The following is a 25995-nucleotide window of genomic DNA, read 5'->3' as shown; positions in this document are numbered from 1 at the left end:
AACGGGGAAATATTTTCCCTCACTTGTCCTTATTAGCTAATTAGCTAGGAAGGATGAACTATTCTGCTGAAGTTTTTTGCAGTGCAATGAAAGCTTATACTAAATTGATTTTTGATAGTATCATTAACTGCCAATCCAACTTTAAAAACCCACTTGCCACTTGCCACTTCCCACTTCCCACTCTATACTTGTTAAATAAGATTTAGTATAACTCGATCGCTGTTAAAATTGCGGTAGAATCAGGAGAGGGTTGGGTTTCATGCTTCAAACCAACCTACGTTCTTTTTCAATAAGATTTATAGCGTTTTTCAGTCTGCTAAGGTACAAAAGTTATGGGTTTTAGGCACTTATGCAAAAGGGAAGAAAAATAGGTGTACCTTACTAGCTTAGGAAACGCTATAGTTAAACACCGAATTTTGAACAATTATGCAACAATTTATTCAACAGTTAAAAATCGATTTATCCTTGACAGTGATCTAGCAGTTTCATCATTTACTTTCCTAAATATACTTAGCTAATCATCGCCAATAAACCTTGATAAAAAATCTGAAAACTAGGAGAACAATTATGAGCAGGAGTCATAAATTGAGAAATTTCTCGGGCTGCTTTCACTTTTTCTAAACCTCCTCGATGATACCCAGCTTTTTGAAGTATCTTTTCTAAGTTTTCCCAAGTTCCGCCCGTAATTTCATCGGGTTTTCTGTATTTTGCTTGCTGTCCCACATTAGTAGAAACTTTGGGATAGGCTGAGACTATAGCCTGAATATCACCAAAAAACCAAGCTTCTAGTTCTTCTATAGCAATTCTATTTAACACCTGAAATGTTTTTTTATCTTCACTAATCGTTTTGGTGATCAGTCCTGTTTGTTGGGCAATATTTTCTAACTTTTCTTTGAGCATTTGACAATCTTCATTGTCTCTATCTACAAGAATAATGATTCGATAATCATCGGGTATCCAGCATTGATAGCCTTTTAATCGCTCCGGTAGTTTTTTGATTAAATCGGATTTACCTCGAAAGGCATGAATTTTATAGGTGACATTCTCAAATAATATTTTAGGTAAAATTCGATTTAAACATTCTTGGGTAGAAAATTCTTCAACTAAAAATTCAATATGCACTTTTTCCCTCCTTTGCTATTAAACTTAAATGCTAGGATTACCCACATCAAAATAGTCCTCCATCCATAATTGACCCAACAAAGCACCATTTTGAATAAATTCCTTAACTCCTTGCATTGCTGAAGTACGTTTAGCTTGAGTAAAACCATTTTCATCTCGATAAAGTACCCAAACCTCATCTGGTTTCAAACCATCTACAAAAAAGGGAGAATGAGTTGTTACCATTAATTGTGTACTTGCGGTCGCTGCCCGACATTCTTCTGCTAATTCAGGTAATAAACGGGGATGAAGATGATTTTCTGGTTCTTCTATTCCCAGTACTTGCGGAGGGCTTGGATCGTATAATATAGTTAAATAAGCCAACATTTTTAAAGTGCCATCGGAGGCAAATTTGGAAAGAATTGGCTCTTGAAAAGGTGCGTCTTTAATTTGAAGTAAAAGCTGTCCATTCGGCATAATAGATGCTTCGACTTTTTCTAATCTAGGAATTCGACGAGAAAGGGTTTGTAAAATAGATTCTAATCGTTGAGGATGATCTTCTTTTAAATATTGAATAACATTAGGTAAATTGTCACCAGTTGGCGATAATCTTTCTTGCGCTCCTGCTTCTGGTTGAGTGCGAGTATTATCTGCGGTTAAGTAGGAAAGATACCAACTTGTGATAAAACGACGCAAAGCACTAACCCGGGGATGTTTGGCCAATTGTCCGAGGGTACTAACAGCTAAAAATTCTGGGGAGTCTAATCGTTCATAAATTCGTTCATCTTCTTCTTGGGGATTTTCTCCACTAATCACTATTCCTTCCCCTTCTTTAAAGTTTAAAAAGCGATAAGGTTTGCCCCTCGCTCCTTGTCTCCACTGTAACCATTCTTCGGCAACATAAGGGCGATTGTTAGCTTCATTAATAGCCAAATGATAGGTAATTAAAGGTGATGGAAATTTTTCTCGATATTTTAATTCGATAATGATGTAACCTTCTTGTCCTCTGGTTCTTAATTCTTTAAATCTTCCCCGTTTGTCCCAAGCTTTTTTTAAACCAACAGTAAAACATTCAGAGAGGAAAGCAAAGACATCAAATATGGTAGATTTTCCGCTCCCATTAGGACCGAGAAAAACGGTTAAAGGAGCAATGCTTTTTAATTCTAAGTCCTGTAAAGCTCGGTAATTTTGTACGCGCAGATTTTCGATTCGAGGTATAGAGTTTTTAGACATTGATTGTTGCTCTCTGCTGCTTTTAGCTCGTCTTGTCCCAGATTAGCTGTTAATTTTCCCAGTTCCCGCAAAAAACTGGTCAATTTTTAGTAATCTCGCTCTTCTGGACTGGTTATAGCAAATTAGCTCTCCTGATTCTACCGCAATTTTAACAGCGATCGAGTTATACTAAATCTTATTTAACAAGAACGTAGGTTGGGCTTCGGCCGTGAGCTTTTGCCGAACGGTTGAAGCATGAAACCCAACGCTCTCCCGATTCTACCGCACTCCGAGTTTTTTCTTGGGGATAATCTCCTAACTCCTGACTATCCACTGCCGATTCCCGCAAAGGATAGCTATCTATTCTATCAGATTGAGAAGATATTACTTATGATAACACTTGTGACTATATTTTTCACTGCCTTGCTGGCAGTTACGGATTTTACTTACCAAATTTTGATTCATTTTCCCATACAAATCCTCAATTCTTTGGGGTCGTTGCTGTCCTATGGAGTAATCGGACTGATAATTTTAGTCCTAGTGTGGATTGTGGGTGACTGATTTCTCAGGGAAAAAAAAATGAGAGAATCAGCCTTAGCCAATTCTCCCCAATTTAAACAAACTTTTAGTTTTTACTATTCACTAGCCACTGCTTGGGGTTGTCCTTGCGGTTGGAATTGGAACAGGGAATAAACCACGTTACGACGGATATCAATCATCATTTCTAAAAACATCTCGTAGCCTTCCTGTTTATACTCAATTAGTGGGTCTTTTTGACCATAACCGCGTAAACCAATTGACTCGCGTAAAGCTTCCATAGCTTGCAGGTGTTCACGCCATAACATATCGATTTGTTGCAGGATAAAATAACGTTCGGCATCACGCATTAAACCAGGACGAATACTATCCACTTGATGTTCTTTAATTTCGTAGGCTTTGCGAACTTCTTCGTGTAGGAACATCTTGATATCATTAACACTCATATCCTCGATATCCTTAGCGGTAGTATCTGCCAAGAGATGGACGAATTCCTGAGATTTACTAATCAGTTTTTCTAAATCCCATTCTTCCGCTGGCAGTTCGGGATTCACATAAGCCGTGACGATTTCATCCATGGTTTTTTCGGCGTATTGCAGCACCTGTTCTTTTAAGTCCATCCCCTCCAAAACCCGACGACGTTCAGCATAAATAGCACGCCGTTGATTATTCATCACCTCGTCGTATTCAAACACCTGTTTCCGGGCATCATAATAGAAGGTTTCCACTTTTCTTTGCGCTCCTTCCAGGGAACGAGTTAACATTCCCGATTCAATGGGCATATCTTCTTCTACCCGGAAGGCATCCATTAAACCCGCCACACGGTCGCCCCCAAAAATCCGCAATAAATTGTCTTCTAGGCTTAAAAAGAAGCGTGTGGAACCGGGGTCGCCCTGTCTGCCCGCCCGGCCTCGCAATTGGTTGTCAATACGGCGGGATTCGTGGCGTTCCGTCCCGATAACGTGCAGTCCGCCCCTTTCTACTACCTCATCGTGTTCTTTACCTGTGTAATCTTCATAACTTTTGCGAATTAATTTATAGACTTCCCGTAACTTTTGAATAACCGGGTCATCCGTGGGAGCTTTTTCAGCCGCGATGGCGATTTTTTCTTCCACTTCTAATTCCGGTAAACTTTGAGTTCCGTGGGTATCAACGGCAAATTTAACCGCTTCTTTCAGGGTATTTTCTACCTCTTTCGGTAACTCGGTGGGAAAAATTTCTGCTGAGGCACGCCAGTTTTTTTTCTTTTTATCCGGAGCGAATCCTTGGGGGCGATTGCGTTCTCCTAAACTGGGTAAACTAAAGGCCAAATTGTCATCTTCGGGCATAACTAATTTGGGCATTAAATACTCGCGAATTTTCAATCGGGCCATATAGTCGGAGTTACCACCGAGGATGATATCGGTTCCCCGTCCTGCCATGTTTGTGGCAATAGTTACGGCTCCGGCCCGGCCTGCTTGGGCGACGATTTCCGATTCCCTTTCCACGTTTTCTGGACGAGCATTAAGTAAGTTATGGGGAATCTTTCTTCCCTGTAATAACAGCGAAAGCACTTCTGATTTTTCCACACTGGTAGTACCAACTAAAACCGGGCGACCCTGTTCGTGCATTTGTTGACATTCTTCGGCGACGGCGTTCCATTTTGCCTGTTCATTTTTATAGACCACATCGGCTAAATCTTGCCGACGAGAAACGCGGTTAGTGGGAATAATTGTTACTTGCAGGTTATAGACTTTTTCTAGTTCCGTTTCTTCGGTTTTGGCCGTCCCGGTCATGCCGGATAATTTCGGATAGAGTAGGAAAAAGTTTTGATAGGTAATCGTGGCTAAGGTTTGGGTTTCCTGTTGAATTTCTACCCCTTCCTTAGCCTCCACTGCCTGATGTAAACCATCACCCCAACGTCGGCCCGGTAATACCCGTCCGGTGAATTCATCAACAATAACAATTTCACCACTGCGAACGATATAGTTAACGTCTTTTTTCTGGAGTTCTTTGGCACGAATAGCGTTAGAAATATAGTGCGCCCAGGGATTTTCTTGGTCGTATAAATCGGTGACTTCTAATAGTTCTTCCGCTTTTTTAAAGCCTTCATCGGTCATTAAAACGTTACGGTCTTTTTCGTTAACTTCGTAGTCTCCCGGTCCGTCTTCTACTTCTTGGCGTACTAATTGCTTGGCGATTTCGGCGGCGAGAATATATTTTTCTGTGGGCCGATCGATCGCTCCTGATATAATTAATGGAGTTCTCGCTTCATCAATAAGAATGGAGTCCACCTCGTCGATAACGCAGTAGTTAAAGGGTCTTTGGACAACTTCCCCCATCACTGTGGCCATGTTATCGCGCAGATAATCAAAGCCGAGTTCGCTGTTAGTAGTGTAGGTGATGTCACAGGCATAATTTTTCTTTCTTTCTTCTGGACTCATGCCGGCTTGAATTAGTCCCACACTTAACCCTAAAAAGCGATGTACCTGCCCCATCCATTCCGCGTCACGACGGGCGAGATAATCGTTAACGGTGACGACGTGAACCCCTTTTCCGGTCAATCCATTCAAATAAGCGGGGAGTGTGGCAACCAGGGTTTTTCCTTCCCCGGTTTTCATCTCGGCGATTTGTCCTTTGTGCAGTACCATTCCCCCCAATAACTGCACGTCAAAGTGACGCATCCCTAAGACTCGGATTCCCGCTTCCCGGACAATGGCGAAAGCTTCGGGGAGGATTTCCTCGAGAATCTCCTCTCTTTCGTCATAATTTCTCGCTTTGTCTAATCTTTCCTTAAATTCGCTGGTTTTGCCCCTTAATTCCTCATCGGACAGGTTTTTAATGTCTTCTTCCAGCAGGTTGATTTCGGTGACGAGGGGCTGAAATTTTTTAATTTTGCGGGCGTTGGGATCTCCGAGTAGGGCTTTTAACATAGCAGTTTTTATTCTCTCGCTTCGATTGGCTCTTGATCTGTGGTGTTAACAATTGTATCACTCTGGTTGGGAGTAGAGAATCATTTATCGCTGAAAAGGGACTCTTGCCAGTGGGCAAAAATTAAGTTAATCTTCTCTCACCGGTGGCTTAACTAAAGGGGAAACCACCATATTTATTGATAATTATATCTATAGTTTCCATAATTGCGATCGATTCTCCCAAAATGGAGATAATTTGTTGATAATGTTCTAGGTCATCGTAGCTAAGGTGGCGACCTTTGCGGTCTTTTAGCCACTTCTGACACACTTGATAACCGCCGATATAAAAGTTCCAAATTTGGGGCGGAATCCCCGCAAAATACTGGTCAGAATTAATCGAAATTTGTTGTTTATTTTCGTTATATTTCACCTGTTCGACCAGATTAGAACCCGCCACGGGATAGCTACTAATTTCTTTTCCCGTTGCTTTCATCAGGTGTAAATGTACTAATCTGTCACCTTTTTTGACTAATTCCCAGAATAATTCTTGATTACTGGTGAGAGGAACGCGAGGAAAGTCTATTTTTAAAAATTCGGCGTAACGTTGGCGATATTGGGGAGAGTGAAAGACCGCATAAATATAGTTAAAAATGTCTTCTGGTCCAAAGGTTTTCTTTTCGTCTCCTTTGCCATCACTGATAAATTCTAATTCAAGTTTTGCCGAAAGTTTGTTAATAAATTCTGGCGCTAGATTGGGACGGCGACCATTTGGCGAGTTGGTTGGTTCTGTTTCAAATAGGGTTGGGGTATTGGTTGGGTAAAGATAGAGGGGAAAAATATTAACTCCACCTCTTCTAAAAATATTAGTATCAATGGCATTCTCAAAAACAGTAATCAAGGCCCATTCAGGATCATTAACCGCAATTCCTTGACGACCTATACCTATACCAATGTTATTCTTATTCATCGTATGCTGAATTATTTCATGCCTCAACCGATTTACTAAAGCATCATGATGATAATAAGGTCTAATATCAAGAGGTCTATATAAACATTGAGTGAAATAAGATTGCCAATTAGATTCAGATGTAAAAGATTTTCTCTTTTGATTTAAATTCCAATCTAAACTGTCTTCCAACTTATATTTATTTTTTATTTCTGAATCATTTATAAGTGTATTTCTAAAGTCATTGATTCGCTCGATTAATTTAGCTTTATCAAAATCATAGACAAAGTGATCTCTATGGGTTTTGATACCAGAACCGTTTGTCAACATGATTGTATCAAGTTCCCAATATTTTTGATATTCATCAGATGAGACTTTGCTCTGAGGATTAAATAGGTAAAAATCTGATTTGGGATTTATAATTTCCCATTCAGTTGAACTAATATCATTTTCATCTAACCAATAATACTTACCCCCAACTAACTCCTTATGCTCTTTAACCTCTCTAACACCCCACAAATCAGCATGATAAACCTGCGCTAAATCTTGCTGACTATCTTGATACTTAATAAAAAACGCAATCGCTACACCTTGCTGAATATCAAACACATTTTGTTCAGGTGAACCATCGGGACAAACTTCTTTTTTCTTGCTATTCCCATGCAAATCTAAAACATAAATCTCATCAAAAGTCTGCATCAAATTTTGACGCATTCCCCGAAAAGTGGGATTATCCAAATAACCATGATTTGTAATTAACGCCACAACTCCATAACCAGTTTCCGCTACCCGATACTGAGCAAAGCGAATAAACTTCACATAATCATCTAATAAACCTTTAGGGTTTCTCTCTCCCAATGGTTTTCCATCTAATTGATAATAATCCTTAACCAAATTCACAATCCAAGGGTCAGTATTCATCGACTGATAGGAATAGGGTGGATTGCCTAAAATCACCATAACTGGCATTTCTTGCTTAACATCTTTTGCCGCGGCTGCTTCATCGCGAATACGATTTAAAAAACCATCAGCAGGGGGAATTTGAAAAGCTTCCTGTAGGGTGTTAGTGAGATAGATTCCCAAGCGTTCATCGGCACTAAAATCATAGCCTAATTCCTGAAGTTGTAAACCTAATTTCATGTGTGCTACGGTGTAGGGAGCCATCAGTAATTCAAACCCAAAGAGACGGGGTAATAAATGTTTACTGACATAACTAGACCACATCCCTTTCTGTTGACGAAAACTATCATAGATATGGTCGATAACAGAGTGTAAAAAAGTGCCAGTTCCCACAGCAGGATCGAGGATTAAAACCTGGTGAACTTCCTGAGTTTCTTGGCTATTATTAGGATTTTTAATCGTAATTTTTTTGGCATCGGCCAAACCTTTAGGAATCTGAAACTTATTTTTTAGAATATAGTCCACACTGCGAACCATGTAAGAAACCACGGGTTCAGGGGTATAATAAACCCCCCTAGACTCACGCATTTTACTATCGTATTCGGCTAAAAAAGTCTCATAAAAGTGAACTACAGGATCCTGCTTGCGCGTGCGTTTTCCAAAGCTGCCGAGAATCCCCTCCATATCCGTTTGTTGTAAAATATAGCGTTTCTGATTCACAAGAGGTACATTCACGATTGTGAACAGCTTAATCAGCAAAGGTTTAAGTGTGCCGCACAGATGCGAGAACCGCTATAGTCGCTAGAGTATCCACGGCCCAAGTAATCCGCTCATCTAATTCTGTACCAGCAATTTGATGAAAAATTCCCCGCAAAAAAGGGTTAGTTTTCGGTAGTCGAAATCCCGCCGTTTCCCTGGAAAAAGAACTTATTTGATCCGTATTACAGCGCGCTGCAAATAAACCATAACAGATTGTTTGTGCATACATATCCGCAAACTGCGCTTCATTGAGATCACTAATTAAAACTCGTTGAAAAGATTGCAATTGTTGCCGCAACATTCCCCCACAATCTTGATCTTTTAAAGCTTGGCCGATTGCGTCTCTAATTAACTGCGCTAAAGCGGCCATTTTTTTGGCTAATTCTCGCGGTGTTGTGATCTGAATAACTTTTGAGAGGAAAAACTGACAGAACAATTGTTCTACTTGTAAAATACCCTGGGAATCAGGTTTAATTTGCTTTTTTTGATTAAGACTTGCCACGGCAGCTGATAGACGCAATTCTCCCGATACATACCAACGAAATTCTAAATGATCGGTGATAATTAAATTACCCAAAGCCTGTAAATAACGTTTTATTTGGGGAGTATTTTCAACCTTTTTGAGAGAAGTTCCGATATCTTTTGCTTCCAGATGGCCAACTTCTACCATACCCTGATTAATCACAAAATCCGGAGCGCCACAAGCAATCCTTTTGGGTTCATTGAGAGCTTGTAGGTTATTATTTAGGGATTCAATTAATTTTTTTAAAGCAGGACGATAACTGTGTTCTGTGGCGTTACCCTGTTGATAAATTCCCGCGATTTCCTCTAGATATTTTGGCAGTGAGTTACTCATTATCGTTGCGACATACAAACGTTCTCCTATAGATAAAATATAACCTCATTTGGCCCCAATGTCCACTGAGATGCCCTCATCCTACTTTATCCCTATCCTCAAGGATATCAAAATCAGCTAAAATGAGATAATCAATAGGCGATAATCTCATCCCAAAAACTTCACCAAAATATTAACGATGGTCAAAGTATCATCTCCCTTATCTCTGGAGCATCTCTACAATGTTCCCACCTACACTATAGCCGATACTGCGCGCTATCTCCATATTCCTTTACCCACTCTGAGAACGTGGGTACGAGGACGCACCTACCCGACAAAAAAAGGACAAAAAGAGTTTTTACCCCTCATTCAACGGCCTAATCCGAATATTCCGCAACTTTCCTTTACTAACTTAGTGGAAGCGCACGTTTTAAGAGTTATTCGCACCGTTCATAATATCCCTCTCGATAAAGTTAGACTTGCCCTAGACTATATTAGTGAACAATTTAACACCGATCATCCTCTGGTTCAAAAACAATTTAGTACCGATGGAATTGACCTTTTTATCGAACAATTTGAACATTTAATTAATGCCTCCCGTTCGGGACAATTGACGATGAAACAAGTCTTAAATAATCTCTTAACTCGTATTGAATGGGATGAACAAGATATCGCCACACGGCTTTTTCCCACTATCGACATAAATGGGCAAGACTTCAGCGATAAAGTCCTCAAGATAGACCCTAATATTTCCTTCGGAAAACCCGTGATCACAGGAACAGGAATTCCCACTAAAATTGTCACAGAACTTTATGACGTGGGGGACTCTATAGAAGATATTGCCAATGATTATAATTGTCAACCTTGGCAAATTGAAAAAGCGATTTTATTCGAGTCCAATTGGCAAGCGGCATGACCTATCAATACACCTATTTTATCGACCGCGCTTTAGGAAAATCTATCGGTGAAGCTTTGCAAGAAATAGGGGTTAAAATTGAATTTCATCATGCCCATTTTGCCCCAGATGCACCGGATACGGAGTGGCTACCTATTGTTAGTCAAAGAGGATGGATAGTATTAACTAAAGATGTAAACATTGGTAGAAATATTTTAGAAGTTCAACAGATAGCCCGTTATCAGGCTCAAGTATTTGTTCTAGTTTCTGGTAACTTACCTCGTCAAACCATGATTAATATTTTTGTCGAAACAATCGATAAAATTGAAAAAATAACCCAAGGTAATCAAGCCCCTTTTATCGCCAAAATATACCAAAATTTTCAAGTAAAATTGTGGAAAAATAAAAATGAATTAACTAGAATACTAGAAACTATTTAAAACCTATTCTTAATCCCCCCACTTGCTGTTAAATTTATCTCCGTTCACTTCACCCAGGGGGAAGGGAGGACTTCTGGCGAGATTTGAGTTAAACTAGAAAGGTTGACTATTGACAAACATCGATCGCACAGGAGTAAATTATGTCTAGAGTCTGTACTATGACGGGGAAAAAGGCCAATAACGCCTATGCGGTGTCCCACTCCCACCGTCGCACCAAAAAATTACAAGAAGCTAACCTACAATGGAAAAGAGTTTGGTGGTCGGAAGGCAACCCCTATTGTTATCCCCTAGATTGACGATAATAAATTTTGGACAGTAATTTGTCCTGAAAAAAGCTCGTGTTGAACACGAGCTAAATTAACTAACTTCAAGGACTAACTAACCACCGACCTTAACTACTGGTTTAAAACTAGGAACAACCAGTTCACTATCCTGTTTAGTCAGCTTATTGTATAAGCGTTCCGTATTGGGGAAATTAGCGGCCGGTAGAGTTGGGAAACGACGATAGGGAACCGTATCTTCACCAAATAATTGTAGGTACTCCATGCTATTAACCATGGCACCAATAAAGGCCTTTAATCCCTGAGTTGCCAGAATTTGGTTATATTTCTGGATTTCCTTTTGATTCAAGGGAGCGCGACCTAAGAAGTGCTTAGTTCCCAATTCAATTACTTTCGTATTCGGATAGGGAGCATAGAATTCTTTCAGGTAAAGATCCGAACCACCTAAACCCTCAATAAACTCTTTCACCGTGATCTCAGCATTGCTTAATTTACTCTCTAAAGCGGTAAATTCGGCATTGATGATATAGGGTTCGAGATCCCGTTCAAAAATCTGACGATAGGCAGCACGAACAGTATTTTGTACGGCAACTTTATCGAGATTAGTTAACAGTTTAAAGACCTTAGTTTGTTCCCGTTGAACCGTGACACCTTGACCGACACGAGATTGAATATCCGGTTCAGTGCGAATCGAGACCGAAGGTGTACCCAATTCAATAAAGCGCGGGGTTTCCTCTTTATCAACTCTTTGGCCGATATCTTCGCGGAGATTACCCAAACGCACCATCCGTAACTGCATCCCTTGGGGAGTTAGATAGCGCTCGTAGGGAACCGTATCTTCGCCAAAAGCTTCTGTATATTCAGGACTATCGATCAGAGCATCGATTAAAGCATAGAAGCCTTTTTTCGAGCAGATATCGAAGTATTGATTCATTTCCTGACGACCGTAGGTGGGACGACCGAGCAGACGACGGTGAATATATTCGATCGCTTTCACCACATAGAGAGGAGTCCAGTAGATTTTCCGGAAAGTCTCGGATTTAGCTAGGGTTTTGATAAACTCGCGCAGAGTAATATCGCCATTTTCTAACTTAATCTCGGCCACGGATAAACGCTGACCTTCGTAGGGCATTCGACCGAAAACCTGACGATAAGCCGCTAAAATCACTCTTTGGGTGGAACTTTCGCCAAATTTAACGCTCACCCCATTGCTAGAACCGGGTAACTCGTTATTGAGACGGAAAACTTTCGGTCCCAAAGTACCGGGGAATTCACCTCGGGCGCCGGGGTTGCTATTTTGGTTATTAGTGGCCGGTCCGCGGTGGATGAGGATACGTTTGCTATCTTTACCGAAGGGAGCGGGACTAGAACTAGGTTCGCGGGTTTCTTTCGGGAAAATTGCCCCAAATTGGATTTCTAGGGGGTCATTTCCAGAACCGTAAACGTGCTGATCCGGTAAGGGGCGATCGTATTTAGCAAAGGTGGTGATAAATTGGGGAACTTTGCGGAAAGGTGCGCTGTAGTTAAACAGGTCAATCTGCATCCCCCAGTTACGACATTCCTGTGCTTCTGCACCCAAACCTCGGAGATAGGGAACGGTTTCTTCGCCGAAATAGTCGGAATACTCCTGAGAATCGACTAAAGCATCGATTAACGCCCCTAAACCGCCGCTAGAGACGATCGAGAAGTATTTCTGCACTTCTTCCCGGGAAGAGGGACCGCGACCGAGGAAATGACGGAAAGCTAATTCCAGGGCGCGACTATTGATAAAAGGTTCAAAGAACTGTTTACGATAGAGAGGCGATTTACCGAGACGACGGACAAATTCTTTCATCGAGATGTCGCCGTTTTTCACCTTCGATTCTAGGTCAGAAATGGACTGACTATAGGCTCGGGTGATGTCCCGTTCAAAAATTTGTCTGTAGGCTGCCTTGATAATCGAAGATTTTTCCGACTCCGATAAACCGGTTTTCATGACAAACTTTTGTCGTTTTTCAGCCCCATTGTAGTAGCTTTGGGGAAGACTTAAACCCTGTTGGTCACTACTGGGACGCTGACGCAGTTTATTAGAGGGGGTGGGGGCTTTTAATTCCCCTAGTAGGATATTGAAATAGTCACTGATTAAAGTGACCGCATCCTTGTCTCTTTGGAAATACTCGATCGAAGCGGCCCGCATTTCCTGTAGGGCCACGATGGTGGCATCAATAGAACAGGCATTTTCGAGAACTTCCCTTAAACCGCGGGTATTAACGATCAGGATACTGGTATCACCAGCCACGATCGCATAGGTAATATAACGCAGGAACCAGGATAAATCCCGGAGGGACTTCTGCATATTGCTCGGACCGTAACGAGAGACGTTAATCGGTCGGAATCCGGGGGGAATCGGGCCGCTAGAGGCGAAAATCCCTTTTAAACCACCGAGGAAGCCACCACCGCCACCAGAACCGCTTTCAGCGTAGGTAACGGTTCCTAATTTCATCCCTTCTTGGACGTTGATTACTTTACCCGCACCCACCAGGGCCAATTCTTCCACGGGGGGTTTTTCTAGGTAGGCCATGGGTGAACCACCGGTAAAAATCCGGTTAGCTGCCCGCGAGACGATCAGATCGGAGTTCCGGGTGAGCGTTTGGGCAATATCTAAACGCTTGCTCCCCGATTGGAAGTAGGCGATCAGTTCGTTGAGTTCGGGTTTATCGAGAAAGCGGTCTTGTTGTTCTGCTTGGGTAATGGCAGATACTGGGACGGTTTGATAGAGTTGGGGACGCGCTAAGGAGCTGCCACCGCTTGCCTTAAGACTCATTGGATTTTAACTATCTCCCTTGACGATGTGCTGAGTTCTCCAATCGTGGAGGCGATCGGTCTTAAAACCAGATGTTTAAAAATTTAATCAGCATCTAGATTAAAACTTTTTGCGCTTCCTGAGATAGTTTATTAAGAATTGTATAGATTTTTTTCGCTCAAGTGGCCGATTGGTCTATTCTGACACCCCACCGGTATGGGAGGCTAACCAGTCCAAATAGGTCTGAGAACCCGCCACAATCGGTAAAGCGATGATTTCTGGGACGGCATAGCTATGAAGTTCCTGTATCTTCTCCGATAACTGCTCAAACTGCTTTAAATCGGTTTTGATTACTAATTGCCATTCGCTCTCGTTTTCAATCTGTCCTTGCCAACGATAAATGGAACGCATCGGGTAAATACTGACACAAGCGGCCAGGCGATCGTTAAGTAAGGCGATCGCTAAGTTTTCCGCTGCCGTTTCGCTGGCCGTTGTCACCAGCACCACTCCAAAACCTGTTAATTTTTCAGTCATAAGTAGTCGTGCAAAATAAATTTCCTAGTGAAGATAGGCACTAATGCAATAGGCAACAGGCAAAAGGCAAAAGGAGGAATAGATAATCAGTCTTTAATAACCGGATTTAGTATGATAACCGATAACTGATCACTGAATTTAGGTGATCACTTTTTCTAAAGCGGCCAGATCGGGAATACACAGAGATTCCTGCTCTCGTTGAATCAGGCCTTTTTTCTGCAATTTAGTCAAGGAGCGGGTTACGGTTTCCCGGGCCAAGCCACTAATACCACTCAATTCCCGGTGAGGTAAATTAGGAATTATCGTACCCTGGCTGTTTTTTTGTCCTTGACCTTCGGCCAAAAAGAGTAAAGTATCAGCGACTTTGGAGAGACTATCGGCCTCGCGCAAACGTAAACGCCGGTTAAGTTGACGTAAACGCTTGGCCATCAATTGAGCAAGACGAATTCCCGCTAAAGGTTCCGATTTGAGCAGATTAACAAAATCTTGGGCGGGAATACTGCTAATTGTAGCCGCAGTTAGGGTGATAGCATCAGTAGAGCGGGGAGATTCTTCTAAAGCGGCCATTTCTCCCACTATTTCCCCTTTACCGACGATATTTAGGGTAACTTCTTTGCCTTCCATATTGTAAGTACGAATTTTCACCCAACCATCCAAAATAAAGTAAACCGAACCTCCCCAATCATTTTCTAATAAAATCGCCCGATTAGCAGGATGGTTAAGGGTCACAGCATGAGCAGTAACTTTATTGAGGGTTTCAGGCGATAACCCCACCAATAAAGTGGCAGTATCCAATAATTTTTGAATCTCTGCTGATTTTTCCGCAGGATAGCGTTTTTCTTCCATGGTTTAATACTTAAATTTTGTTCGTTTTAGGCGGGTGATTCTACAATATACAGTTGTGGGTATTTTTATTTATCTATCCAGTGACCAATAAACAGGATTTTTCCTCCCTACTAACCGAGATCGATCAGATTCTTTCTGGGGTGATTTCATCTCTAGTTCACCCGCAGGAAGTTACTTCCGAGACAATTATCGCCACTCGTCAACATTTAGAATCGGCCAGAGTGATGCTTTCTCCCTTATTATTGCCTGATCAAACCCCGGAAGTTGCCCGTTGGTCTCTGGGAATGGAGGTACAACCACCAGGGGTAAAAATCGTCTTTTTTCGGGAAAGCCAAGGATTAATCGATTTGTATCCTCTTTCTTGGAGTCTGGCAACGGGAACAAGCGATCGCTTACCCTGCTCCCAGGTGGACGAATATCTAATTAGTTGGCTATCTAATCGGGATTTTAGCGCCGATTCTTGGCTCTGGGAAGCCCTAGAACGATTAGAAGCTATTGTTATCAGTGATGACGGGGAAACCTGCACGGATGACCTAAAAAAAGCCCTTCTCAGAGCGCAACTAATACCCCCCGATCGCCTCTCTAGTCTAGAAACAGCGATCGCTACTGCTCTGGCCTATATTCCCACTAGCAGCCAACCCCAACCCCAAACCCTACTGGTGATCGAAGGGAAACGAGAAATCACCACTTTAGCAATAGTGGAAGTCCCACCGCAAACTTGCTCTTTATCCCGTCAAGCGATCGCTATGAGTCATTTTAACTACGGGGAAAACACCTACGAACAGGCCATACTCTCTCAGTTAATTTATCCTCTCTGGCGTTCTTTTTTGCCTCTTTCCCTTTCCGATCTCACCGATACTAATCCCTTAAAAAAATCTTTACTGGCAGCCGCCAAATTAACTAAATTAATCCTGCAAGAAGAAAGCGAATTTACTTCCTCTCTAGCTGGTCATACTTGGACGGTCAGTCGCAGCGATCTAAGTAGGAAGATAATATTACCATATCTAGATAATTTAAAACAAAAAGTTAATGATTTGTTAGAAAAACAGCAAAAAAGTCTTGAAGATATCGATCGAATAATTTTTAGCGGTAATTTTTTCTTAACTATTTGGCCCTATTTTCTAACAGAAATACAGCAAGAATTTGCTGATTGTAATCTAGAGTCCCCCAGTCTTGCTCCCCTCGACTTAGCTCAGGGCAAGCTGAGCCAAGTCGAAGGGCAAGAAAACTTCTCACCAGCAATCTTAGGTTTAGGTCGTCTCTGCTTATTTTCTGCTCTTAGAGGTGAGAAGGTCAATAATGCTAAAAAAAATCAACCTCAGCAGTAAAACTCAGATACTGGGTAATGATTTGGTAGTAGTGGCGTAGCCCTCTTGCTTATCTGAGCGTTCGACAAAAGCTCACGCCGAAGTTTCACGCCGAAGCCTAACCCCACCAACAAACTTTTTCAGCAACCCCTATCTAAAGAGTTTTGAGTTAAAAGTAAAACTTCAGGTTTTTATTGAGAACAAATGCACTAATTAACTATTTTTTTCGATAATTCCTGATTTTCCTGTAAAATTCTGGGTTCATCGCCTTAATCTAGCTGACAGGTGACTTAACCCTAACAGCAATTTAAGCTAATCCTTTCTCAGCTAACCATTGAGGATTATATAAACGAGATTGATAACGGGCCCCACCATCACAAAGAACAGTAACAATGGTGTGGCCTGGTCCCATTTGTTTTGCTAAAGCGACGGCCGCACCGACATTAATCCCCACAGAACCCCCCATAAATAAACCATCTTTTCGTAATAGTTGATAAACAACTTTGATGGCAGTGGGATCATCAATTTGAATGGCATCATCTATGGGAGCATCTTCCATATTAGCCGTAATACGACTATTCCCAATCCCTTCGGTAATTGAACTACCTTCCAGAATAATTGTCCCGGTTTTCACATAACTATATAAACCGCTACCCATCGGATCCGCCACCACGCAACGCACCTGGGGATTTTGGTCTTTTAAAAACATCGCCACCCCCGCGTAGGTTCCCCCGGTTCCCGTGGCAGCCACCCAAGCATCAATTTTACCGTCGGTTTGTTCCCAGATTTCCCGGCCGGTGGTTTCGTAGTGAGCGCGACGATTTGCCAGATTATCGAATTGATTGGCCCAGATAGCATTTTCCATCTCCCTGGCCAATCTCCCCGATAATTTAACGTAATTATTGGCATCTCGGTAGGGAACGGCGGGAACAGTACGCACTTGGGCACCAAGGGTTCTTAATAAGTCGATTTTCTCTTGGGATTGGGTATCGGGAATGACAATCAGGCATTTATAACCTTTAGCATTGCAGATATGGGCCAAACCGATGCCAGTATTGCCGGCCGTTCCTTCGACAACGGTTCCCCCGGGTTGGAGAGTACCGGCTTTTTCCGCTTCTTGGATAATATATAAAGCGGCGCGATCTTTGACCGAACCACCGGGGTTAAGAAATTCGGCCTTACCGAGAATCTCGCAGCCGGTTTCCTCGCTAAAACTGTTGAGACGAATTAGGGGAGTATTACCCACCGCGTCGACGAAACCATTTTTAATATCCATAATCTCTTATTTTTCGTGCTGTTCGTAGGCTGAGAGGATTTTTTGTATTAAGGGATGACGCACCCCATCGGCCCGCGATAGGTAACAAAAAGCGATCCCTTCTACTGATTTTAGGATTTTTTGAGCCGCAATTAACCCCGATTCTTGTTGTTGCGGTAAATCGGTTTAAGTGACATCTCCAGTTACTACCAGGTGTGAACCGAATCCCAAGCGCATTAAGATCATCAATGCGATCGCAATGACCTTAAGGAACGCTCCCTACGGCGATAGCGATCGCACTTAGACTGACAGCTGCAATCAATGTGCATGGTGCGTTCCCCAAAATCGATCGCTGGAGCAGCAGGACTTGCATTAGGGAACGCACCCTAGGACTGATTTATACATTGTTTTTCTTTGTCAGTTAAATCAATGTATTCAGTCTGTGTTCGTTTATTCTTGATTAGTATTCTAAAATAAGGACATTTCCCATTTACTGATAAATCTTTATCATCATTCCCTTTCCTGAATTTAATTATTTCAAATTGGTCGGGATTGAATTTATGTAAAAATGTTATTGGTACACCCATAACACCCTTGAAGTCTAAGGGAATGTCTTGGGTTTTATTGACATTAATTCCATCATAATTGTCATATTTTGGATATTCAGCTTCATTGCCAAAATATCTTTTTGTGAGAGCCATATCTTCGTGCCGTTTTGATGTGTCTAAGTTGGTTAACCATAAACAATTATTTGGAGAAACTATTCTATTTCCAGAATTGTCAATACGAGCTTCTGTTCCATAAAGTTCATATTGTTCGGGAACAATGAAACCAGAAATACCTCTACCAAGATTTATTCCTAACCACGCTTTGTTTTCTTTAATTAGTTTGAAAATTTCTTTATAGGTTATTGCATTAATATTGCCAATTATCAAAAACTTTTTGTCGTATTTAACTAATTGACCTACATATTCTCTGAATAATGAAAATGGGGGATTAGTCACAACAACATCGGACTTTTTTAATAGTTCAATACTTTCAGGACTACGAAAATCCCCATCTCCATTAAAGTAAACAATGTCAGGGGAAATAGGTTTATTTTTTTCTCTCTCTGTACCTGTATATTCAAAGAAAAAACCCTTTTCATCTTCTTCTGTATTAAATAAATCTCTCACTTGTTCTCGATAACAAGATGTTATTATTTTTTTTAGACCTAACTTTTTGAAGTTTGCAGCAAAATACTTAAAAAAGTTACTAATTCGGGGGTCATCGCAATTGCAATAAACTACTTTATTTTCAAAATGACTTTTATAATGTTGCAACTCACTTTCTATATCTGAAAGTTGTGTATAAAACTCGTCACTTTTTAGTTTTTTAGCATTTTGCAATAATTTATTTGTCGCATTTCTTACCATGTTCAACCTTTTTTGATTTAATAAATCTTTTGTTTTTATTTACTTTTGGTTATCTGATTAAATATTTCACTGCCTAATACTTGAAGAGAGGTTTTAGGAATTTCAAGCATAATATCAAACATTTTTTTGATAAGTAGGGAGGCACAATTATTTCTAGGACGGGTTAGCGGTAGCGTAACATGATCGGGGGTTGGGTTTCATGCTTCTAACTTCACAGTTTCCATCAATGTGCATGATGCGTTCCCCAAAAGCGATCGCTGCAGTAGTAGGACTTGCATTAGGGAACGCACCCTACAGCGAGCGATAGCGATCTACGGCGATAGCTGCAACAGGTCTATAAAATCCGAACCAGCAGCACTCTTGATGGGGAATTTGTTAATTTTAAGCTCGCGAACAATATCTGGAAGCCGGTGTATGATTATTCCATGCTCGGCAATTAGCTCTACTTCCTGCTCAGATTTGACGTTATTTATGACTAGCTCCGAAGACCACTCACCGCTCCACAGAATTTCCATAAGGGAGCGCTTTTTGGTAGCGTGGAATTTCCCCTCAACCCACTCGGCGACACCTTCCACGAGTTCCTCGGGCGAACGTGCTGCGCTATTCGCAGCCCGACCAGTCTTTCGCGCAGCTTTGGGAACCTTGGAGATGTAGCTGACTGGCCTCATCGACGCCTGGACCTCTACATGACGGCAGACAGGACTTTCGCCTGATCTGAACTTCACCGCAACCAAATCAATTTCATTAACGCCAAGACGGATACCACGTATGGTGAAGTAACCCTGCCTATTCAGCCATTCTTCAACTATTTCTTCGGCCAAAAGGGCCATAGCATTACCTCGTCATAGACACACAACTGCATATTATACAGAAACTTTCTGTCTAACAGTCCTGAGAGTAACGATAGGTGGAAATTTTCTGCATACTACCCCATTTTAGCTCAATTGCTGGAACTTTTTCCCATATCATAGCCAAGAGCATATTAGCCAGATTAAACAACGTCTTTTAAGTGGATTCCTAACAGCAAGCTGAAATAAAATAGACTTTTCGGGAAGTGTAGCACTAAGTCTTCAATCCACCCGACAATTAACTAATTTTCGGGGAAAAAGTGTCTAAATTTTGCCACCCGATCGCTACCGTGGCTGGCACTTTTTGAGGACAAAAAAGCCTAAAAGTCCTATCCCACAAGATTTTTAGCTCTATTCAGCCAAGCCTATTTATTGGTGTACTTGCAAATGAAGGACATAATGACCTAAAATCAGGTTATCTGACCATAATTCGTACTCTAGACGCAAATATTCGGGGAAATTATTCCCCTCTAATTGGAGACTACGGGTATAGTTGCGGACGCGAAAAGCGTAACTCGGTTGAGGACTTTCGGCATTTAACCAGTAGCGACTGACACCAAAAACCCCTTGCTCCCAAAAATGACGATAGGCGAATTTTCCCTGGCCCTGCATGGTCATAATTACCCGATTGGCCGAAATTTCTAGCCAAATTAATTTATTTTGATTATTTTTGGGTTGAAGTGTCTCTATTTCTGAGAGAGCGACTGGTGGTTGATTGAGGAGAAGATGAAACCGGTGGCGATCCTTTTGGTAGAGGGTAGCGGAAGTGTCTAAAGTGGAGAGGATGGGTAGATCTGTCGAGAGCAGACAGAAGGAAACGGGACGGCGGTGATGGGCAAGCATAGACTAGACTTAATGGTGTCCTTATCTCCACAATAGTTGATTCTCCGCCCACCGCTACCGGCACCGGAAATTTTTTGAGAAAAAATCCAGAAAACACTTGCATTATTGAGGGACTTATGATTATAATTGTTAATTGTGAGTAGCTTTCCTCGGTAGCTCAGTGGTAGAGCGGTCGGCTGTTAACCGATTGGTCGTAGGTTCGAATCCCACCCGGGGAGTTCATCAAAAATAGTAGCGGCAATAGTTTTTTATTGCCGCTTTTTGATGTTTTTAACTAAGCTGTTGACTATCTAAATTACTCGTTGAGACTGTCTATGAGATGGGAGCGGGGGTTGGGAAAATGGGGAATTTCAACTAAAACCCCAAAACCCTAAAACCCCAACACCTATCTCCTATATCTTATCTCCTGATACTAAATCCAGTTATTAAAAACTGATTATTTATTCTCCATTTTGCATGAGTGCATGAGTAGAAAACGGGTTTCTCGGAGAAACCCGTTTTCTGTGGGACTACCTAGAGAATTTCTGCGATCGCATTTTCTGGACCGACTAGGGAAATGTAGGGATTTTGAAAATATTTACTGGCTACCGATCGCGCTTGTTCGGGAGTAATCTGATTAATAGAATCCAGGAAAGTGCGATCAAATTCAATCCCCAAACCTAAGCTTTCATACCAACCGTATAACTGAGCGATTTCGGCGTTAGTTTGTTTACCGAGAGCATATTGACCCAATAACTTATTTTTAGCTGACTGTAACTCCTCCTCACTCAAAGTTACTTTATATAACCTTTCTGCTTCCTGACGCAATCCCGACACTGCGATCGCTGTGTTTTGGGGTGCAGTTCCCATATAAATGACAAATTGGGAAGAATCGAGACGGGTGGGATAAAAAGCAGAAACATCGTAGGCTAATCCCCGTTTTTCTCGCAATTCCACGAATAAACGACTAGATAAGCCATTTCCCAGATAGGTACTCAATAATTTTAAAACGGCATAATCATCCTCTTGTACAGAAGAGCCGGGGTATCCTAACATAACGATCGCCTGTTGACTAGCTTGGACGGTAGTTAAACAGGTGGGCTGAAAATCAAAAGCGGCGGGGGGTAAACTAGATAAAGGAAGATCGGGAATTGACCAACTGCCAAAAATTTCCGTCACTGCTTTTACTGCTTGCTCTAGGGTAATACGGCCAGAAAGACTAATCACGAGGTTATCGGGACGGAAAAAGCGACTATGATAGGCGAGAAGGTCATCCCGTTGCAACTGCGAAACCGTTGCCTCCGTACCCAATAAAGACATACCATAGGGATGATCCGGGTACATAGCGGCGCGTAATTGATTAAAAGCTACATTAAAAGGCTGTTCCAATTGAGAGCGAATGCTTTGACGGGTGAGATTTTTCTCTAATTCGATTTCTGGGGGTGGAAAACTGGGAAAACGAATAATTTCCGCCGCTAGACGCAATATATCTAGAAAATCCTTGGTAACGGTCTTTAAACTAACCACAAAATAATCGGTCCCCGTGTCCGCACTTAAACCGGCCCCCGTGGACTCAACTCGATCAGCAATTTCTAGGGAAGATAACTTTTCTGTACCTTTGGTGAGCAGCACGGCCAACAGACGAAATAAACCCGCTTTTTCGGTTTTTTCCCAACGAGTACCCGCATTTTTGAGAAAAATCCTCCCTGCAACTAACTCCACGGCCGTATTTTCCACCACTAAAAGGGTGATGCCATTTTCTAAGGTTAAGCGGTGAATGGGGGAAGCGGACATCGTTTATTCATGGGGTTGCATTATTGTAATAGCATATCGCTCTGGGGAGAGATACTGGCGAGCGAGACGCTGGAGATCTGACGGTTGCAAACTTTGGATAACTTGGGGATAGATCGTTGCTAGGTCGGCAGCTCTCAGGGTTTGATAATATCCATAGAGTCCGGCTAATTGGCCTGGGGTTTCTGTGGAGAAAATGTAATCGTTAGCTAATAACTGTTGAGTGCGGTGTAATTCTGCGGGGGTGACGGGATGATCGTGCAGATGTTGGAGATGTTCACAGATAATAGCTTCAATTGTCCCAATTTGTGAGCTAGATAGCCAAGCGCCGATGGTAAAGAGACTGGAATCTCGTTGCAGGGAAAAATTACTGTTAATATCGAGGACGATTTGCGCTTCTTCCCGCAGCTGTCGCACTAACCGCGAACAGCGTCCCCCAGCAAGAATTACCGAAAGCACGTCTAATCCAAAGGCATCTTCTAGGCGATCGCATCCTGGTCCAGTCCATCCCATCAAGAGACGAGAATGTTCTAGATGGGGTAAATATACTTGGGAGCGACGAATTTCGATCAGGGGGGGTTCGGCAGCCACTGGATTCGCTGGGGATTCCGAGGGGACGGGAAATTCCCGAAAAGATTGCCGGATAATTTCTAAAGCTGCTTGGGGTTCAATTCCCCCGATAATCGCCACACACATATTTTCTGGTTGATAATAGGTGCGATGGAAACAGCGCATTTGATTGGGGGTTAATTGCTCTAAACGGGGTTGATCGCCTAAAATAGAGCGTCCGTAGGGATGGTTTTGATAGATACTTCCGCAGAGGGTTTGGTAGGCAATCCAATCGGGATCATCATAACAGGCCCGTAATTCTTCTAAGACTACATCTTTTTCCCGATAGAATTCTTCATCGTCAATCTCAGCATGGAGGAGAATTTCGGCCAGATGGGGTAGGGTATGTTCAATTTGATCCGCACTGGTGGTGAGATAGAAGTGCGCGTAATCGTGACTGGTGGCAGCGTTGGTCATTCCGCCACAATTTTCGATTAAATAGTCGAAGAGTCCGGGGGGAAGTTTTTTCGTCCCCTTAAAGATCATGTGTTCGAGAAAATGGGCCATACCTAACCATGGATCGGGTTCAGCGACCGCACCTGCTTTCACCCACACATCTACTACCACCACAGGAGTCACGGGTAAGTACTGATGAATTACGGTTAAGCCGTGATCTAATTGCCATACCTGAGCGGGAAAAGAACTTGTTTGACACTGCGCTATCGACTTGATCAATGTCCGTTAACCAGATTTTTTGTTAAATTCTATACATAGGTTATATTATCTCTTGCCTGCTCAACCATATAAAAAACTTGTGTCATGATTTCTAGATAATTCCCCCGAATATCAACTATCTTGAAGCCATCGAGAGACTCCGAGACAGGAGACTCCGAGATAGGAGTCAGTAGTCAGGAGACAGAAGATTATTTTGTTTATTCTCCCCACACCCCACACCCCAATTCATAATTCATAATTCATAATTCCCCCCCCACTTCCCCACTTCCCCACTTCCCCACTTCCCCACTTCCCTACTTCCCCACTTCCCACACCCCAATTCATAATTTCCACTAACTAAATGACTGAGCAAGATGCTGACTGGATAGGGTTGATGATCGGCAATTCTCGCCTACATTGGGGGTATTTTCGCGGTCAAACCCTGTTAGCTTGTCTCGATACTCCTCACCTGAGGGAACCCCTAAGTAATGAATTTTTGCAACAAATTTTCCCTAAACTCTTGACAAATAAATGTAACTGTGCATTGATTGTCGCATCCGTGGTTCCTAGCCAAAGAGAATTATGGGCAAATTATGGCAATTTACGGATAATTACTTTAAAAGATATTCCTTTACTGGATTTATATCCAACATTCGGCATCGATCGAGCTTTAGCTGTCTTAGGTGCGGGGAAAAAATACGGATTTCCCTGTTTAGTCATCGATGCGGGAACAGCTTTAACTTTTACGGGAGTGGATAGGGATAAAAAGCTAGTGGGGGGGGCAATTTTACCCGGGTTAAAGGTGCAATTAGCCAGTTTAAGGGAACGGACGGCAGCCTTACCAGAGGTGTCCTTATCGGCAAGATTACCGCAGATGTGGGCAAAAGAAACAGCAGAAGGGATAAGAAGTGGGATAATTTATACAATTTTGGCGGGAATAGAAAAATTCAGTCTGGAATGGTTAAATTTATCTCCAGAGAGCAGGATAATTTTAACAGGGGGAGATGGGGACTTAATTAGGGATTACTGGCAAGAAAACGCCATTACATCGCTCCTAGTGGATAAGACGATCATTTTTGAGGGAATTGCCGCAGTTAAGGGAATCTCCTCCTGTTTAATTGACAAAGGCGAACCTATCTAGTAAAGTCGGGTAAAGTTTTCTCAACTTGGGAAATTTCTCAACAACTAGGCAAAAAATTCAGGATATAGTTATGGCGATCGTTCTAGTAACCGGTTCTGCTGGTTTAATCGGTTCCGAATCAGTCAGGTTTTTTTGTGATCGGGGTTATACTGTCGTCGGTATCGATAATAATATGCGTCAGGTATTTTTTGGCGAAGACGCTTCAACGGAGTGGAATCGAGCCAAATTATCCCAAGATTACGGGGATAAATACATTCACCACGCTGTAGATATTCGCGACCATGAAGCTATTGCAGCTATATTTAAAACCTATAGTCATGATATATCCTTAATTATCCACACGGCGGCGCAACCTTCCCACGATTGGGCAGCTAAGGATCCCTATATGGATTTTAGTGTCAATGCTAACGGAACTTTAGTTTTATTAGAAAATACTCGTCAACACTGTCCCCAAGCAGTATTTATTTTTTGTTCCACTAATAAAGTTTACGGGGATAGACCGAATGAATTGCCTTTAGTAGAAAAAGAATTACGTTGGGAAATCTCGGAAAGTCATCCTTATTTTGCTCAAGGTATTGACGAGTTGATGAGTATTGATGCTTGTAAACATTCTTTGTTCGGTGCCTCAAAAGTAGCGGCGGATGTATTAGTACAGGAATACGGGCGTTATTTTGAGATGAAAACTGCCTCTTTTCGTGGCGGTTGTTTAACCGGTCCTAGTCATTCGGGAACCCAATTACACGGGTTTTTATCCTACTTAATGAAATGTACGATGATTGGCAAAGAATACAGTATTTATGGGTATAAGGGTAAGCAGGTACGCGATAATATTCATAGTTACGATCTCGTCAATGCTTTCTATCATTTTTATCAGGCCCCGCGAGTGGCAGAAGTTTATAATATTGGTGGTAGTCGCTTTAGTAATTGTTCCATGTTAGAAGCTATTCAAGAATGTGAAGCGATTGCGGCTAAAAAGTTAAACTGGCAGTATGTAGAGACTAATCGTATTGGTGATCATATCTGGTGGATTTCTGATGTGAGTAAGTTTAAAAATCATTATCCTGATTGGCAGTTAACCTACACAGTAACAGATATTCTCAAAGAAATTTTTAGTCAAAACGTTAGCCGTTGGTTATAGTAGAGCATTAGATTACTATGTCAAAACTATCTGGGTCTGTGCGTATATGGGGTTAA

20 protein-coding genes, 1 tRNA gene and 3 pseudogenes are annotated in these 25995 nt (G+C 42.0%); 7 read left to right on the top strand and 17 right to left on the bottom strand.

Features of this window, described 5'->3' with window-relative positions; genetic code table 11:
- Positions 1-510: 510 nt before the first annotated feature.
- From ACE3JL_RS18125 to ACE3JL_RS18100, 6 genes are all read right to left on the bottom strand, one after another.
- The gene (locus tag ACE3JL_RS18125; RefSeq protein WP_052276065.1) at positions 511-1122 is read right to left on the bottom strand and encodes a DUF4276 family protein; all 612 of its coding nucleotides are present in this window, start codon (positions 1120-1122) and stop codon (positions 511-513) included.
- Between the two features lie 24 nt (positions 1123-1146).
- Positions 1147-2334 carry an AAA family ATPase gene (locus tag ACE3JL_RS18120; RefSeq protein WP_271991011.1) on the bottom strand — a complete coding sequence of 396 codons (1188 nt, stop codon included), beginning with the start codon at positions 2332-2334 and terminating at the stop codon, positions 1147-1149.
- Positions 2335-2509: 175 nt separating this feature from the next.
- A complete protein-coding gene (locus ACE3JL_RS18115; RefSeq protein ID WP_375328078.1) occupies positions 2510-2647 on the bottom strand; it encodes a hypothetical protein in 138 nt (45 codons plus the stop codon).
- A 301-nt stretch (positions 2648-2948) separates the two neighbouring features.
- Positions 2949-5762: a preprotein translocase subunit SecA gene (gene secA / locus ACE3JL_RS18110; RefSeq protein ID WP_375328077.1), complete on the bottom strand. Its 2814-nt coding sequence runs from the start codon at positions 5760-5762 to the stop codon at positions 2949-2951.
- Positions 5763-5910: 148 nt separating this feature from the next.
- A complete protein-coding gene (locus ACE3JL_RS18105) occupies positions 5911-8322 on the bottom strand; it encodes a type ISP restriction/modification enzyme (RefSeq protein ID WP_375328076.1) in 2412 nt (803 codons plus the stop codon).
- 28 nt (positions 8323-8350) lie between these two features.
- On the bottom strand, positions 8351-9202 hold the full coding sequence (locus ACE3JL_RS18100) for a hypothetical protein (RefSeq protein ID WP_375328075.1): 852 nt from the start codon (positions 9200-9202) through the stop codon (positions 8351-8353).
- 178 nt (positions 9203-9380) lie between these two features.
- Here ACE3JL_RS18100 and ACE3JL_RS18095 point away from each other — a divergent pair, with 178 nt between their 5' ends.
- The 3 genes and pseudogenes from ACE3JL_RS18095 to rpmB form a co-directional block, all read left to right on the top strand.
- A complete protein-coding gene (locus ACE3JL_RS18095; RefSeq protein WP_375328074.1) occupies positions 9381-10097 on the top strand; it encodes a DUF433 domain-containing protein in 717 nt (238 codons plus the stop codon).
- Complete coding sequence (locus ACE3JL_RS18090) at positions 10094-10516, top strand: hypothetical protein (protein ID WP_271990998.1); 423 nt, start codon at positions 10094-10096, stop codon at positions 10514-10516. Before ACE3JL_RS18095 ends, ACE3JL_RS18090 begins: the two co-directional genes overlap by 4 nt.
- A 140-nt stretch (positions 10517-10656) precedes the next feature.
- Positions 10657-10788 (top strand): annotated as a pseudogene (rpmB, locus tag ACE3JL_RS18085) (50S ribosomal protein L28); the annotation flags it as partial.
- 106 nt (positions 10789-10894) lie between these two features.
- On the opposite strand, the gene ACE3JL_RS18080 reads toward rpmB, so the two are convergent.
- The 3 genes from ACE3JL_RS18080 to ACE3JL_RS18070 form a co-directional block, all read right to left on the bottom strand.
- Positions 10895-13600: a phycobilisome rod-core linker polypeptide gene (locus ACE3JL_RS18080; RefSeq protein ID WP_375328073.1), complete on the bottom strand. Its 2706-nt coding sequence runs from the start codon at positions 13598-13600 to the stop codon at positions 10895-10897.
- Between the two features lie 174 nt (positions 13601-13774).
- The gene (gene cutA / locus ACE3JL_RS18075) at positions 13775-14113 is read right to left on the bottom strand and encodes a divalent-cation tolerance protein CutA (protein WP_271990993.1); all 339 of its coding nucleotides are present in this window, start codon (positions 14111-14113) and stop codon (positions 13775-13777) included.
- 138 nt (positions 14114-14251) lie between these two features.
- On the bottom strand, positions 14252-14959 hold the full coding sequence (locus tag ACE3JL_RS18070) for a Crp/Fnr family transcriptional regulator (protein ID WP_271990991.1): 708 nt from the start codon (positions 14957-14959) through the stop codon (positions 14252-14254).
- Positions 14960-15012: 53 nt separating this feature from the next.
- Between ACE3JL_RS18070 and ACE3JL_RS18065 the strand changes: the two genes are divergently transcribed.
- Positions 15013-16287, top strand: a complete 1275-nt coding sequence (locus ACE3JL_RS18065) for a hypothetical protein (RefSeq protein WP_334311264.1) — start codon at positions 15013-15015, stop codon at positions 16285-16287.
- A 286-nt stretch (positions 16288-16573) separates the two neighbouring features.
- Here ACE3JL_RS18065 and ACE3JL_RS18060 read toward each other — a convergent pair whose 3' ends face one another.
- From ACE3JL_RS18060 to ACE3JL_RS18035, 6 genes and pseudogenes are all read right to left on the bottom strand, one after another.
- A complete protein-coding gene (locus tag ACE3JL_RS18060) occupies positions 16574-17542 on the bottom strand; it encodes a cysteine synthase A (RefSeq protein ID WP_271990987.1) in 969 nt (322 codons plus the stop codon).
- 6 nt (positions 17543-17548) lie between these two features.
- A pseudogene (locus ACE3JL_RS18055) lies at positions 17549-17767 on the bottom strand (PhoH family protein); the annotation flags it as partial.
- A gap of 140 nt (positions 17768-17907) precedes the next feature.
- Positions 17908-18936: an adenine-specific methyltransferase EcoRI family protein gene (locus tag ACE3JL_RS18050; RefSeq protein WP_375328072.1), complete on the bottom strand. Its 1029-nt coding sequence runs from the start codon at positions 18934-18936 to the stop codon at positions 17908-17910.
- A 35-nt stretch (positions 18937-18971) separates the two neighbouring features.
- Positions 18972-19076 (bottom strand): annotated as a pseudogene (locus ACE3JL_RS18045) (EcoRI family type II restriction endonuclease); the annotation flags it as partial.
- A 171-nt stretch (positions 19077-19247) separates the two neighbouring features.
- Positions 19248-19766: a hypothetical protein gene (locus tag ACE3JL_RS18040; RefSeq protein ID WP_012265322.1), complete on the bottom strand. Its 519-nt coding sequence runs from the start codon at positions 19764-19766 to the stop codon at positions 19248-19250.
- Positions 19767-20153: 387 nt separating this feature from the next.
- Entirely contained in the window at positions 20154-20627 is a 474-nt protein-coding gene (locus tag ACE3JL_RS18035) for a hypothetical protein (RefSeq protein WP_271990981.1), read from the bottom strand.
- A 146-nt stretch (positions 20628-20773) separates the two neighbouring features.
- Here ACE3JL_RS18035 and ACE3JL_RS18030 point away from each other — a divergent pair.
- Positions 20774-20845, top strand: a tRNA-Asn gene (locus ACE3JL_RS18030).
- A 295-nt stretch (positions 20846-21140) separates the two neighbouring features.
- Here the strand turns inward: ACE3JL_RS18030 and ACE3JL_RS18025 are convergent.
- Entirely contained in the window at positions 21141-22400 is a 1260-nt protein-coding gene (locus tag ACE3JL_RS18025; protein WP_002789786.1) for a pitrilysin family protein, read from the bottom strand.
- A 3-nt stretch (positions 22401-22403) separates the two neighbouring features.
- Positions 22404-23681 carry a M16 family metallopeptidase gene (locus tag ACE3JL_RS18020; protein ID WP_375328071.1) on the bottom strand — a complete coding sequence of 426 codons (1278 nt, stop codon included), beginning with the start codon at positions 23679-23681 and terminating at the stop codon, positions 22404-22406.
- 340 nt (positions 23682-24021) lie between these two features.
- Here ACE3JL_RS18020 and ACE3JL_RS18015 point away from each other — a divergent pair, with 340 nt between their 5' ends.
- Positions 24022-24801, top strand: a complete 780-nt coding sequence (locus ACE3JL_RS18015) for a pantothenate kinase (RefSeq protein WP_271990973.1) — start codon at positions 24022-24024, stop codon at positions 24799-24801.
- 70 nt (positions 24802-24871) lie between these two features.
- Positions 24872-25939 (top strand): NAD-dependent epimerase/dehydratase family protein, encoded by a 1068-nt coding sequence (locus ACE3JL_RS18010; RefSeq protein ID WP_375328070.1) that lies wholly within the window; start codon positions 24872-24874, stop codon positions 25937-25939.
- Positions 25940-25995: the final 56 nt, after the last annotated feature.

The organism is Microcystis sp. BLCC-F210 (genome assembly GCF_042134685.1).
In the GTDB taxonomy this organism is placed as follows: domain Bacteria; phylum Cyanobacteriota; class Cyanobacteriia; order Cyanobacteriales; family Microcystaceae; genus Microcystis; species Microcystis aeruginosa_D.
This window is presented reverse-complemented; position numbering and strand designations above follow the sequence as displayed.